Genomic DNA, 13214 nt, shown 5'->3' with positions numbered 1-13214 from the left:
GAGAGTCGTATTTAAGACGGCTCTACGCTAAATTCCATCATTTCAGGCTATTAAGGAGTGGATATGTCGCAGACGTTACCGGGAATTGATGTCATGTTCGTCGCCGGGTTCGGGCCCATTTCACAGGATACAGCGTCCAGCACCGCGTTTTATATCCAGACTCTTGCACTGCCGCTGAAGCCGATGGAGGGCAATGCCGATTATCTGCTCACTGAAGAGGGACGCTTACCGGGCGTGAAGCATTTTGCCGTCTGGCCGCTGTCACAGGCGGCAACGTCCTGTTTTGGTGAAGCGCAGTGGCCCGTGGAGCATCCGATACCGCAGGGATGAATTGAATACGAGGTGCAGGATCTCGATTCCGCTACCCGTGTTCTGAGTGAAAAAGGCTATCGGTTATTGGTCGCCAACCGCACGGAACCGTGGGGGCAGACCGTCACTCGCCTGCTCAGCCCGGAAGGTTTGCTGACCGGTCTGACGATTACGCCGTGGCTGCGTGGATAGAGCATGTTATAAGGTGCTGGGCTATTCACGTCTGCCCGCCTGGACTGATAGCTGGGCAATGTGGGGAAACGAAAATCATCCGGATGACGAATTTAGCTTCTGCATTTGTCCTCCTTTTGACCAGCAACCCGCGACGGCGGGAAACGGGACAATGTTCGCATTCAGAGCCGATAACGCGGAAATTGTCAGACGTTTCCATGCAGCGGGCCTCCGTGCAGGAGGAAAGGATGAAGGCGTGCCCGGTACACGAACCGCCTACGGCCCCGATTTTTATGTTGCCTATCTGCGCGATCCTGACGGGCATAAACTGGCATGCGTTTACCGGAATTATTCACCTGATGCGGATACGCTCTCAGGAGAGGAAGAGTCACGTCACTAATAAAGTTTTAAAGTATGGTCCGCTTTTAGCGAAGAGCGGACCTAAAGAACTTGTGTCAAACATCTGACGATTGATCCCCCACCAGGTTTCAAAAGGACCGGTAGACACCCCGTCTCCTGCGGAGAGATCACTTCAGCTCCAGCATGCTTATCACATGGGCAATATCCGCGATATCACCAGCTGACAATGGTTGCAGAGGTCGAGGCAGGCAATCCATGTCGGTAAGCCCAAGCACACCAGCAGCAGCGGCAATAACGCGAATACTTCCCCCATGTTTCCGGAAGAGCGACCACAACGGCTCGAGGCGGGTTGTCAGGGCTGTAACGCGTTGATGATCGTTTGCCGCCGCAGCTTCGGTGATTTGTTTCGCCATCTCAGGGAACAGACCGCCACACACGGAATACCACACTTCACAACCGGCGTTTAATCCCAGCCCCGCATAAGCGTCGCCACTAATACCGATTGTTACGCCAGGGCGCAAATGTTGACGTAACGCATTCACCCGCTCAATCGCTGCAGCGGGGCTATCCGGGACGCCAGGGATCTTGACCGAGCGAACCCCCTCAAGTGAGGAGAGACGACCGTGGAGTTCATCCGTAAAGGTAAAATGCGTAGTGCCCGGATTATCATAGATACACACCGGTACAGAAACGTGCCGGGTAACGGTCTCAAAGAGTGAGAAGACTTCTTCGTCACGGAGTGGCTGGTAACTGACCGCCGGGAGTAACAGCGCATTCGCACCAGCTGCCTGTGCATCATCTGCCAGATGCAGAATGGCATCGGTACTGACCGCTCCCACACACACCATAACGGGGATGTTCCCTGCATGCTGTTTTGCCAGCGTTGCTACGCGCTTGCGCTGCTCCCGGGTCAGATAGGCGTAGCTTCCGGTTGACCCCAGGATGCCCATAGAATCAACCTGAGCGTCTGTAAGACGGGAAAGAAGATGGCTGAAACCCTTTTCATCCACGCCGCTGGCAGTGACTGGGGTTAATGGAAACGCCGACAAACCGGTAAACATAACTGTTTCTCCTGAAGGGTATTACTGCTGTTGTTCTTCGATGAGAGCAACTTCAAACCACAGACCGGGCATCATTTTTTCCAGGCCGTCGGTCAGCATCTTCCCGGCTTCGTGAAGTCTATCCAGCGGCATCTGCGGGAGACTCTCCAGAATGAACCACATTTCCTGAGCTTCCACGCCTAAGCGGGTTCTGATCCCCTGTCGCCAGTTCCAGCGACGGCAGGTCACGCCGATATCATCACACCAGATAACCTCGCCTTGTGAAGGATACTCAACGGCTGCCTCTCCCTCTTTGACGGTATCAAAAGGCTCTGTTCCTTTTGCCACAGTCAGACGCGGCGCCCCCTGATAGGCAGAGAGATTCTCTCCACCAACCGGAACGGCATAGCGGAGACTAACGGCATTATAAAGATCAACGATAGGATCGAGCGCTGGCATCGTTCCGTCACGTAACACGCGCTTGCGTAACGCATCCGCTGAGCAAGGAGTGCGTTTAGGTTTAGCACCAAACTTTTGAAAAACGTCGGCCCATGCCGCCAGATGAGAGTCCGCCCACTCTGGTTCACCGGCCAGAACGGCTTCACAGGCTTCACGCAGCGCCATTTCTCCATTGTCGGGATTAAGCACTGGCGCAGCTTTTACGCAGATGCTGAGTGCCCGAAAACCGGGAGCAATACGATAAATTTCAGGGGCAATTGACGGCGATACTGTTAGCACGTGATAATCCTGTAATGACCAATTTATTCCATGATAATGACCAATGACCAGAAAAGTCAATTTAATGACCGATGCAAATTCGATCGCCAGTTCCGTGAATGAAGCCGTATCGCAGCGAATAAAACTGTATCGTAAGCAAAAGAAAATCTCCCTTGATGAACTCTCGCGTCGGGCAGGCGTCAGCAAGGGAGCGCTGGTTGAGATAGAGGGATGCCGGGCGAATCCCAGCATTGCCCTGCTATGCCGCCTGGCTGCCGCAATGGGGGTTTCAGTGGCTGATTTTGTGGATGTCAGTTCAAAACCGACCGTGCATCTCATCGCTGAAGATGAGATCCCTGAATTGTGGGAAGGTGAAAAAGGCGGGAGAGCAAGATTGCTCGCAGGGTCAGGTGGCCCTGATATGACCGAGCTCTGGATGTGGGAAATGCAGCCGGGGGAAAAGTTTGCGTCCCCCGGCCACACGGAAGGAACGCTTGAACTGTTTTATGTGCAGTCGGGCACGCTCACACTCGGCGTACAGGAACACGTGTATCGGGTAAATACTGGCTGTTCGGCAACCGCCAGAACGGACGTTCCTCATTTCTATGAAAACCAGGGGGAGAACCCGCTGGTATTTATCATGACAGTACATGAAAAAGCATCCTGAGCATTCCCCGGCATAGAGGACAGCCCTGTGCCTCATCACAAGTAGCCCAAAAGGAGGAGTTCGGTGAATAATCAGCATCTGCGTTTTACCAAAGACAAATTTATTGTCACAACCGATCCCAGCTTTTTTCAGCTGGAAGCCATTCACGATTACCTCTCGCAATCGTCCTGGGCTCCTGGTATTGATGCTGAAACGGTCAGGATATCAATCCAGAACAGCCTTTGTTTCGCGCTCCTGGATGGAACAAGACAAATCGGCTTCGCCCGTCTGGTCACAGACTATGCCACTTTTGGTTATTTGTGTGACGTCTACGTGCTGAACGATTATCAGAAAAGTGGTCTTGGACGTTGGCTGATTGAATGCTGTCATGCCCATCCATTGTTGTCACGTCTGCGACGGATAATGCTGGTAACCGACAGCGCGCCATGGTTATACCAGAAGCTGGGGTATAACCCATTGAACCGACCAGATTTTGTCTGGCAAATCAATCGACCCGATATTTATCGTAACCCCGGGCAAAAATAAAAGTACTTTTCAGAGAGTAATGATAAATGTGAATCCGCAGGGCCTGTCACTCTGATGCAGAAGAATTTGCTCTTTTAGCCGAACGAATCTTACGACATCCGCTTCTGGCACTGAGCGGATATGCTAACTGAGCTAAAGGTCCGCTGTGAGTGAGAAGCAAACATCTTAAGTAGGTTGTTCTTTTATGCTACTACCTCTATGTAGCCATGTTATATGGCTACATTTATGCAGAAGTAAGGATTAGTCTTTTCCCGGCCCATAATTAAATTTTGTCCCTTTGCCAATGGCGTAAAACTGTCCGCCAGCAACGTAATGGACAGTACGTAATTCATCTGGTGCATCATCAAAAATCCAGTGCCCATTTTTGAAAACGCGGTCATCACTCCATGCTCCGACAATTTCCCCCATGAACAAGTTGTGCTGCTTTTCATTTTCTTCATTGGGTATGACCTTACATACTAACCAGCCAGCGCAACCTTCCACTAAAGGCAGATCAAACTCTTTCTGATAAAATAGTGGGATTTTACTATTTTTATCGGGTGTGTCGGAATAACTGTGACCTCCAGCATATAAAACCATTTCCATCTGATTTACTACTGGGATCTGTACAACGTAATATCCGCTTTTTTCTACAAGCCCGCGAGTAAATGCCTGTGGACCTATAAAAGCCATCACTTTGTTATTGCCTACTAATCCCACCCAGGCAGCTGCCATGACATTTTCAATGCCATCATTTTTAGCCGATATCATCGTCGTTGGCCCGACCTGTAATAAACGATAGGCTTTGTTTAACTCTACTGGTTGAATTGACATAGTTTACTCTTTTGAGTTCTGATAAAAAGTAAGACAGGTTACTTATTTGATTGTTCTATTATATGGCTGGAATAGTTGCAAATTAATTGCTATTATCAAAATACATTATTGCAAATTTCACAATAATCATGGACAAACTTGACGCTCTAAAATCTTTTATCATCGCCTCTGAGACCTTGAACTTCCGCGAAGCAGCCATCAAGCTGTCGGTTTCACCATCAGTAGTAACCCGAACAGTCGCTGAGCTGGAGAAACAACTTGGTGAACCTTTATTCAAACGCAATACGCGTTCGATCTTTCTCACTAGTTTCGGCGAACTATTTTTACCCCAAGCGAAGCGACTGCTTGAAGATTCTGAAAAACTATTTCAGACAGCGAAAGATGATAATGAAATGAAGGGTATTGTTCGTATCACATTACTTCGATTTCCAAATCATGAACAAATCTTGTATGAACTATTGACTGCACTACGTCCCTATCCTGAGTTATTTATCGACTGGCGTTTAGATATGATGAAACTTGATACTATTGAGCATCGTATCGATATAGGTATACGCGTAGGGAGAGAACCTAACCCAAACTTTATCATTAAAAATATCGGACAAGTTGAACATATTTTGGTTGCATCCCCTGAACTTATTGAGCGCCTGGGAGCACCTACTGATTTAGAAGATCTTCGACAGCGTTATCCATTTAGTGGTTTAATTAATCCTGAGACGGGAAAATCATTTGAATTTATGAGTGACGCAGTAAATACTTTTGTCCCTCGTCATATTGAGTTTTATACTACAGATCCATATGCCGAAATTCAGGCTGCATTGGCCGGGAGAACGGTTGTACAGTCCAGCGACTTTATCTGTAGGGAGTACTTAGCAAGCGGCCAACTTGTTCCCCCATTGCCAGAACTGCGACAGGAGAAATGGCAATTTTATTTATATCGGCCTTACCAGCTGATTACTCCAAAAAGGGTGACGGTCGTTTTCTCGCTATTAGAAAAAATATTACGCAAATATTTCGCATCAAAATAACATTCTCCTCCACGTCCGCATCTGGCACAGAGCGGACATCAGAACATCGGCTATCCCCGACAAACAGATGGCTCTAGCGACAAAAACACTCACCTTCCCAGTGCCGCAACAATTGCCTCCTCCATTTTCTCGGGCGTGGTCACCGGTGCAAAGCGCTTGAGGGGTTTACCGTCTCTTCCGACCAGGAACTTGGTAAAGTTCCACTTGATCCGCCCACCCAGCACGCCGGGCAATTCGTCTTTCAGATAACGAAAAATCGGATGTGCTGCGGCGCCGTTGACCTCGACTTTCTCGAACATGGGAAAGCTGACGCCATAGTTAATGTAACAGGTCTTTGAGATGTCGTCGGCTCCGCCAGGCTCCTGCTTACCGAACTGGTTGCAGGGGAAGCCAAGCACCACCAGCCCTTGATCGGCGTATTTTTTGTACAGCGCTTCAAGACCCGCATACTGGGGCGTAAAGCCGCACTGGCTGGCCGTATTAACAACCAGAACCACCCTACCCGCATAGTCGGCCATAGAGATCGGTCGGCCATCAAGGCTGGTAGCGGTAAACTCGTAAAAGCGCGTCATCTGTGTGGTCCCTGTTCTGCTAAATCGAGAGGTGGATACAAAAATACGAGGTTCAGGACTGACATTCCAGATCTTCGCGAGTGGGGCCCTGAAAGTAGACGGTACCAATGTGGCAGCTACGGGGCTGAGTGAGCACAAAACGCACCGTTTCCCAGACAGATCGTCCATTCATTAAACGCTCCCCCATTCGTGAGCGATCGTCGACAAGCGCGTCTAACCCGGTAAGTTCAAAATCGGGTGGATACAAGCCGGTCACCCTTATATTTTCCCGGGACAATTGTTTTGACAGTTTGGTGATAAAGCCGCTCATTCCATGTTTGCTGGCAAAAAAAGCGGGATGGGCAATGGAATCTGTAAAGTTCGGAATACCGCATGCGGATATAATCGCAATGATGTCTGCGTCGTCTGAACGTCGCAATCCTGAAAGCAACGCCTGGGTGAGCAGGATTGAACCTGTCAGGCCTGAACTGACGGTATTGACGATTTCTGCGCTCGATTGTTCGTCTATTGTCCCTGACAGCCACTGAGCAGCATTCAGTAGTAAAATATCGATTGGCCTGTCTGCATGTAAGACCTGCGAAGAGAACTGAGAAACGGATTCCGGCTGGGCTAAATCGCAGAGATACCCTCTTGCCACACCCCCTTCAGCCGCGATGAGGGCGCAGGTTTTTTCTATATCCTCGACCCGACGGGCACTAAAATCCACGTCAACGCCCTCTCGCGCCAGCCAGACGCACAGCGCCTGACCAAATCCCCCGCCGCCACCCGTGATAACAGCGCGTTTTCCTCTCAGCATAACTCTGCGTCCTTTATCGTGATGAGTCTGTGTCGGAGGATTTATAGCATGGTGAGGCAGGGTTACATCTTCCCGTTAGTGCCGTGGCGCGAACTTCCCGTCCTACACCGCCGACTTCGGCCGTAAATTCTCATCAAACGTCAGCCGCTTGCGTTCAGGCTCAACCTCGCGCAGTGGCTCTACCTGATGCATCGTCAGCTTGCAGCGCTCCACCAGTACCTGATATTCCCGCGTGCCCTGCTGCTTCCAGGCCAGTTCCTGCTCGCTCAGCTCACGGATCGCCCTGGCCGGGCTGCCGATGATCAAATGGTTGGCGGGCATCTCCGCTTTGGCCTTCACGAACGCCGCCGCGCCGACGATGCTGTTTTCACCAATGACCGCCCCGTCCATCACCACCGCGTTCATGCCCACCAGCGCATTGCGGCGGATCACGCAGCCGTGAAGAATGGCGCTGTGGCCGATGTGCCCGTCCTCTTCCACCACCGTGTCCTGCTCCGGGAAACCGTGCATCACGCAGTTATCCTGAATGTTCGCCCCGTCTTTCACCACGATACGGCCAAAATCACCGCGCAGGCTGGCATTGGGACCGACATACACGCCTTTGCCCAGAATCACGTCGCCAATGAGTACCGCTGTGGGATGAACGTAGCTCTCGTCCGGCACGACCGGCGTCAGGCCATCAATTTGATAAACAGGCATCTTCCCTCCTTATGCGCTTGTAAGACCACCAAAGCGTTGATAGTAGAGCGTGCCGGGCACGGGCAGTTCGCCGACAGAGGTTTCGCCCTTCTCGCTGACAAACGCCAGCGCCCCCGGCGCGACACGCTGATAGATATTAATGCAGAGCTGTCGGGCGCTTTGTCCCGCCCAGTGCGCAGGCAGTAACTCTTCCGGCAGCAGCGGGTCTTTCAGCACCACGCGACGATAAAAGTGAATCAGCAGCAGCTGGATCTGGAAGCAGCGTTCCGGCGTCAGCTCCTCCGGCGCGGCCTCTTTCAGCAGCGGCAGCAGCGGCCGGAACGAGCTGATAAACGACTCGTACATCGCGTTTTGCTCGGTTAACTGCCAGCACTCCTCCACCCGCGAACGCAGCGCGGCGCGGGAGAGCGCCAGCGGCGAGTGGGCTTCAAAGAAAATCACGTTTTCCGCCACGCCGGCATCGTGAAGCAGGGACTGCACGTCCGCCAGATGCTGTGACGGCGAGGCCATCAGGCTCGGCGCCAGCGTGCCAAACCCCTGCCAGATCAGCTGCTTTTTAACGTCGGCCAGGGTGGTTTTATCCAGCCCCTCGGAGAGCAGCAATAACCATTTACCGTCCCAGGCGGGCAGTTCCGCGCGGTAGATCTTATTCTCCGCGCGACGCGTCAGACGCAGCCCCTTATCGCTCAGGCGGTAAAAGCTGCGTCGCCCGATGCGCGAGACGTCCAGCCAGCCCTCTTTGTTGAGGCGAAACAGCGCGGTACGCACGAACCGTTCGCCAAACCCCATGCCTTCCAGTAAGGCAGCCAGGCTGCCGAGCCAAATCTCACCGCCGCGATGGGAAAGCGCGTCACCGTATAACGAGGAGATAAGCGAGGTCCCGCTGACGGGAACGGAGCTGACCGCGTGCTGGATAAAGGCGTCGAGTTTATTCATGTGATTCATTCTGTTGTTATTTTTGTCCTGGATGAATCATAGCATAGGACCCTCACCCTGACCCTATCCCCAGAGGGGAGAGGGGAAAATGCCACACCGAGCAGTCCCTTCGCCCTTTCTGAGGAGGCAAAAGACCGCACCGTACCGTCCCTTCTCCCCTTCGGGGAGAAGGCCAGGATGAGGGGGGTGTTGTTTTAACCGTTGGCCGCAACTTTACGCAGGTCAAATACCCGGCAGGCTTTGCCCTCCGAGCGCGGGATGCTGCCGCAGTTCACGATCGTCACGTCGGTGGAAATCCCCACCATCGACTTAATACGGTGGCGCAGCTGGTGGCACACCTGGCAACGCTGCTCGTGCGTCAGCGTCAGGCTGCTCTCTTTCAGCTCCACCTTCACGGAAAGTGAATCAAGATGTCCGCGACGATTCACCTCAAGCTGGTAATGCGGAGAAAGGTGTTCGAACTTCACTATTTCCTCTTCCAGCTGTGACGGGAAGACATTGACGCCGCGAATGATCAGCATATCGTCGCTGCGGCCGCTGATCCGATCCATACGACGCATGCTGCGCGCGGTTGCCGGGAGCAGACGCGTCAGGTCGCGGGTGCGGTAGCGGATCACCGGCAGCGCCTCTTTGGTCAGCGTGGTGAACAGCAGTTCGCCCTGCTGACCGTCATCCAGCGGCGTGCCGTCGTTCGGGTTGACGATCTCCGGGTAGAAGTGATCTTCCCAGATGGTCGGGCCGTCGACGGTTTCGATACACTCCATCGCCACGCCCGGCCCCATCACTTCGGAGAGGCCATAGATGTCCAGGGCCGTAATCCCTAAGCGTTTTTCAATTTCACGGCGCATGGCCTGCGTCCACGGCTCGGCGCCGAAGACGCCCACTCGCAGGGAACAGGTGCTGGCATCGCCGCCCATCTGGCGCTCCAGCTCTTCAATCAGGTTGAGGCAGTAGGACGGCGTCACCATGATCATGTCCGGCTGGAAGTCACGGATCAGCTGCGCCTGTTTCTCCGTCTGGCCGCCGGACATCGGGATCACCGTCGCGCCTAAACGCTCGGCGCCGTAGTGCGCCCCCAGCCCGCCGGTAAACAGGCCATAGCCATACGCCACGTGAATTTTGTCCTTCGCGCTGCCGCCCGCGGCGCGAAGGGAGCGCGCCACCAGGTTGGCCCAGTTGTCGATGTCGCTCTGGGTGTAGCCGACAACCGTCGGTTTGCCGGTGGTGCCGGATGACGCGTGAATGCGCACCACCTGCTCCATCGGCACGGCGAAGGTATCGAACGGATAGTTATCCCGCAGGTCCTGCTTGGTGGTGCACGGGAACTTACGGATATCCGCCAGCTCTTTGAAATCGTCAGGATGAACGCCCGCAGCATCAAACTTGCGTTTGTACATCGGCACGTTGTTATAGGCATGATGCAGCGTCCATTTCAGACGCGCGGTTTGTAGCGCCTGTAACTCGTCAAGGGAGGCCGTTTCAATCGGATCAAGCTTTGTTGTATTTGTCATTGTAGGGTACTCACATTGTTTTTATGCTCAAACACGCTCAAGGATCATGGCAATGCCCTGACCCACACCGATGCACATCGTACACAGCGCGTAGCGCCCGCCGCGTCGGTGCAGTTCGTTACTCGCGGCCAGCGCCAGCCTGGCGCCGCTCATGCCCAGCGGGTGGCCCAGCGCAATCGCGCCACCGTTCGGGTTGACGTGCGCGGCATCATCCGGCAGGCCCAGCTGACGCAGCACGCCCAACGCCTGCGCGGCGAAGGCTTCGTTAAGCTCAATGACGTCCATATCGTGAATACTGAGTCCGGCGCGCTCCAGCACCCTGCGGGTGGCCGGCACCGGGCCGAGCCCCATCAGACGTGGCTCCACGCCCGCCGTCGCCATCGCCACGATCCGCGTGCGAGGAACTAACCCCTGCGCCAGCGCCATCTTCTCGCTGGCGACAATCAGCGCCGCCGCGCCGTCGTTAACCCCGGAGGCATTTCCGGCCGTGACCACCCCGTTCTTACGGAACGGCGTTTTCAGCCCGGCAAGCTGTTCGAGCGTGGTGTCCGCGCGCGGATGTTCATCCACGCTGAACTCAGTGATCGCCCCTTTTTTACCCGGCACCGGCACCGGGACGATCTCCTGCGCCAGAACGCCGTTCTGCTGCGCCTGCGCGGTACGCTGCTGGCTGCGCAGCGCGAAGGCGTCCTGATCGGCACGGCTGATATTTAACAATTCAGCTACATTCTCTGCCGTTTCCGGCATACTGTCAGTTCCGAATTGCTGATGCATGAGCGAATTCACAAATCGCCAGCCGATGGTGGTATCGAAGATCTCCGCCTGTCGCTGAAACGCCGCGGTGGCTTTGCCCATCACAAACGGCGCGCGGGACATCGACTCCACGCCGCCCGCGATCAGCAGGTCGCCGTCGCCCGCCTTAATGGTGCGCGCGGCAAAACCAATCGCGTCCAGCCCGGAACCGCACAGGCGGTTGATCGTCGTGCCGGAGACCGTCTGCGGCACACCGGCCAGCAGCGACGACATGCGCGCCACGTTGCGGTTATCTTCCCCCGCCTGGTTGGCGCAGCCGAAAATCACGTCGTCAATCCGCTCCAGGTCGAGCTGCGGGTAGCGGGTCAGCAGCGCGCGCAGCGGCACAGCACCGAGATCGTCAGTTCGAACAGCGGAAAGCGCGCCGCCGTAACGGCCCACCGGGGTTCGAACGCCATCACAAATAAATGCGTCACGCATCAGGCCTCTCCTGTCACGCTGCCGCCGATGCGGTGAGATTTTCCGCGAAAAAGGGCGACGGTTTTCTGTTGTTGGTTCTGGATTTCAATGTCATACACGCCGGTCAGCTTGCCCTGATGCTTCACCCGCGCGGTGGCAGTGAGTGTGTCCCCGGCGAAGCCCGGACGCAGAAAGTCAATCGAGCAGCCGGAGGCTACCGCCGCCAGCCCCTGGCTGTTGCAGGCGTAGGCAAAGGCGGTGTCCGCCAGCGAAAACAGCTGGCCGCCGTGGCAGGTTTTGTGGCCGTTCAGCATCTGCGGGGTGATGGTCATGGTCACCACCGCGTAGCCCTCGTCCATCTCGACAATGTCCATTCCCATCGCCTGCGCGCAGGCGTCCCGTTCGTACATGGCGCGGGCGTTATGCCAGGCGTTATGACTCATAGCTACTCTCCAGAAGCGCGCGCTGGCGCAGCAGTGAACAGGGGCGATAGCGCTCTTCGCCGTAATGACGCTGCAGGTTCTCCAGCAGCGTCAGCAGGCGCTGCCAGCCCAGGCGCTCGCCCCAGGCGATCGGCCCGCTCGGGTAGTTCACGCCTAGGCGCATGGCCGTGTCGATGTCCTTCTCGCTGGCGACCCCTTTTTGCAGGGCATCCAGCGCCTCGTTGGCAATCATCGCCAGCGTCCGCCAGATCAGCAGGCCGGGATAATCGGCAATTTGCACCACCCGATGCCCCTGCTGCTGCAGGTAGCGGATGGCTTTTTGCGTCGCGGTATGCGGGTTGCTGGCGGCAGCGGCAATGACCGCCACGTCGCGCTCAATGCGGTCAACCACCACCACCGGGCCGTTGAGCCGCAGCGCCAGCGCCTGCGCGGTCTCGCCCTGCGTTTCAACCAGATAGACATCATCTATTTCCGTGACGCCGTCACGTCTTTTTTCCACGCGCATCGGGCTATAGCGGTCGTTCACCGACTCAACCCACTGCACGTCAGGTTTTTCACCCTGCCAGTCGTACACGCCCTTCCCACTCTTTTTGCCCAGCCTTCCTGCCAGCACCAGTTCCTGCTGAACCAGCGAAGGCAGAAAACGACGCTCCTGCCAGAAGGCGTTAAATACCGAGCAGGTCACCGCAAAGTTGACGTCCTGACCAATCATGTCGGTCAGCTCCAGCGGCCCCATCGGGAAGCCGCCGCCTTCACGCAGGGCGGCGTCAATCACCTCCGGCGGAGCGACCTGTTCTTCCAGCGCGCGCCAGGCTTCGGAATAGAACGGACGCGCGACGCGGTTGACGATGAACCCCGGCGTTGACTGGCAGCGAACGGGCTGTTTGCCCCAGTTCAGCGCCAGCTCGCACAGCGCGTCGGCCACTTCCGGGGAGGTCGCCAGCCCGCTGACCACCTCCACCAGCTTCATGACCGGCGCCGGGTTAAAGAAATGCAGGCCTGCGACGCGTTCCGGGTGGTGGACGTCCGCCGCAATCGCCGTGACGGAGATGGAAGAGGTATTGCTGGTCAGCACCGTCTGCGGCGGGCAGATCTCAGCCAGTTGAGCAAACAGCGCCTTTTTCACCTCCAGACGCTCTGAGGCCGCTTCTATGACCAGATCGGCCGCACAGAGCGCGTCGATATCCGTGACGGGAACCAGCCGGGCCAGGATCTGGCTCCCGGCATCGGCGGAGAGTTTCCCGCGCGTTACCCGGGAGGCCAGACGCTGGCGGATCCCGTCGATGGCGCGCGATATCGCATCGCTGGAGATGTCGTAGATCAGCACCTGATGACCGTGGCTGGCGGCGACTTCGGCAATCCCTGCGCCCATCGTGCCGCTGCCGATCACGGCGACAGTCCGTATATTCAGCATC

Annotated in this window: 15 protein-coding genes and 1 pseudogene; 5 read left to right on the top strand and 11 right to left on the bottom strand. The window is 55.5% G+C overall.

All coding sequences use genetic code 11. The features are described 5' to 3' along the window. Positions 1-63 precede the first annotated feature (63 nt). Positions 64-501 (top strand): annotated as a pseudogene (locus ABFV38_RS10455) (glyoxalase). A gap of 13 nt (positions 502-514) precedes the next feature. Then, positions 515-880, top strand: a complete 366-nt coding sequence (locus ABFV38_RS10450) for a VOC family protein (RefSeq protein ID WP_348959331.1) — start codon at positions 515-517, stop codon at positions 878-880. 127 nt (positions 881-1007) lie between these two features. Here ABFV38_RS10450 and ABFV38_RS10445 read toward each other — a convergent pair whose 3' ends face one another. Together ABFV38_RS10445 and ABFV38_RS10440 are read right to left on the bottom strand one after the other, a co-directional pair. After that, positions 1008-1901, bottom strand: coding sequence for a dihydrodipicolinate synthase family protein (locus ABFV38_RS10445; protein ID WP_235403962.1), 894 nt, complete (start codon positions 1899-1901; stop codon positions 1008-1010). A gap of 21 nt (positions 1902-1922) precedes the next feature. After that, entirely contained in the window at positions 1923-2618 is a 696-nt protein-coding gene (locus ABFV38_RS10440) for a B3/4 domain-containing protein (protein ID WP_348959330.1), read from the bottom strand. 43 nt (positions 2619-2661) lie between these two features. Between ABFV38_RS10440 and ABFV38_RS10435 the strand changes: the two genes are divergently transcribed. Then, positions 2662-3264 carry an XRE family transcriptional regulator gene (locus tag ABFV38_RS10435; protein WP_235403966.1) on the top strand — a complete coding sequence of 201 codons (603 nt, stop codon included), beginning with the start codon at positions 2662-2664 and terminating at the stop codon, positions 3262-3264. A 63-nt stretch (positions 3265-3327) separates the two neighbouring features. Then, complete coding sequence (locus ABFV38_RS10430) at positions 3328-3789, top strand: GNAT family N-acetyltransferase (protein WP_008502363.1); 462 nt, start codon at positions 3328-3330, stop codon at positions 3787-3789. A 240-nt stretch (positions 3790-4029) separates the two neighbouring features. Here ABFV38_RS10430 and ABFV38_RS10425 read toward each other — a convergent pair whose 3' ends face one another. Further along, a complete protein-coding gene (locus ABFV38_RS10425) occupies positions 4030-4602 on the bottom strand; it encodes a flavin reductase (protein ID WP_021241342.1) in 573 nt (190 codons plus the stop codon). 128 nt (positions 4603-4730) lie between these two features. On the opposite strand from ABFV38_RS10425, the gene ABFV38_RS10420 reads away from it, so the two are divergent. Then, positions 4731-5630, top strand: a complete 900-nt coding sequence (locus tag ABFV38_RS10420) for a LysR family transcriptional regulator (protein WP_235403029.1) — start codon at positions 4731-4733, stop codon at positions 5628-5630. Between the two features lie 89 nt (positions 5631-5719). Here the strand turns inward: ABFV38_RS10420 and ABFV38_RS10415 are convergent, their stop codons facing one another. From ABFV38_RS10415 to paaH, 8 genes are all read right to left on the bottom strand, one after another. Further along, entirely contained in the window at positions 5720-6202 is a 483-nt protein-coding gene (locus ABFV38_RS10415; protein ID WP_235403019.1) for a glutathione peroxidase, read from the bottom strand. 52 nt (positions 6203-6254) lie between these two features. Beyond that, positions 6255-6998, bottom strand: a complete 744-nt coding sequence (locus ABFV38_RS10410; RefSeq protein WP_235403017.1) for an SDR family oxidoreductase — start codon at positions 6996-6998, stop codon at positions 6255-6257. 102 nt (positions 6999-7100) lie between these two features. Further along, entirely contained in the window at positions 7101-7697 is a 597-nt protein-coding gene (paaY, locus tag ABFV38_RS10405; RefSeq protein WP_039025627.1) for a phenylacetic acid degradation protein PaaY, read from the bottom strand. A 9-nt stretch (positions 7698-7706) separates the two neighbouring features. Then, entirely contained in the window at positions 7707-8642 is a 936-nt protein-coding gene (paaX, locus tag ABFV38_RS10400) for a phenylacetic acid degradation operon negative regulatory protein PaaX (RefSeq protein ID WP_028016008.1), read from the bottom strand. 185 nt (positions 8643-8827) lie between these two features. Further along, positions 8828-10144: a phenylacetate--CoA ligase PaaK gene (gene paaK, locus ABFV38_RS10395; protein ID WP_048030638.1), complete on the bottom strand. Its 1317-nt coding sequence runs from the start codon at positions 10142-10144 to the stop codon at positions 8828-8830. A 27-nt stretch (positions 10145-10171) separates the two neighbouring features. Continuing rightward, on the bottom strand, positions 10172-11377 hold the full coding sequence (pcaF, locus tag ABFV38_RS10390; RefSeq protein WP_348959329.1) for a 3-oxoadipyl-CoA thiolase: 1206 nt from the start codon (positions 11375-11377) through the stop codon (positions 10172-10174). Beyond that, a complete protein-coding gene (gene paaI / locus ABFV38_RS10385; RefSeq protein WP_023327372.1) occupies positions 11377-11799 on the bottom strand; it encodes a hydroxyphenylacetyl-CoA thioesterase PaaI in 423 nt (140 codons plus the stop codon). The genes pcaF and paaI overlap by 1 nt, the downstream gene beginning before the upstream one ends. Then, positions 11789-13213: a 3-hydroxyacyl-CoA dehydrogenase PaaH gene (gene paaH / locus ABFV38_RS10380; protein ID WP_348959328.1), complete on the bottom strand. Its 1425-nt coding sequence runs from the start codon at positions 13211-13213 to the stop codon at positions 11789-11791. The genes paaI and paaH overlap by 11 nt, the downstream gene beginning before the upstream one ends. Position 13214: the final 1 nt, after the last annotated feature.

This window comes from Enterobacter cloacae complex sp. Mu1197 (assembly GCF_040059225.1).
Lineage (GTDB): Bacteria > Pseudomonadota > Gammaproteobacteria > Enterobacterales > Enterobacteriaceae > Enterobacter > Enterobacter quasiroggenkampii.
Note: the sequence above shows the minus strand (reverse complement) of the source record. Positions and strands in the feature narration are given on the sequence as shown.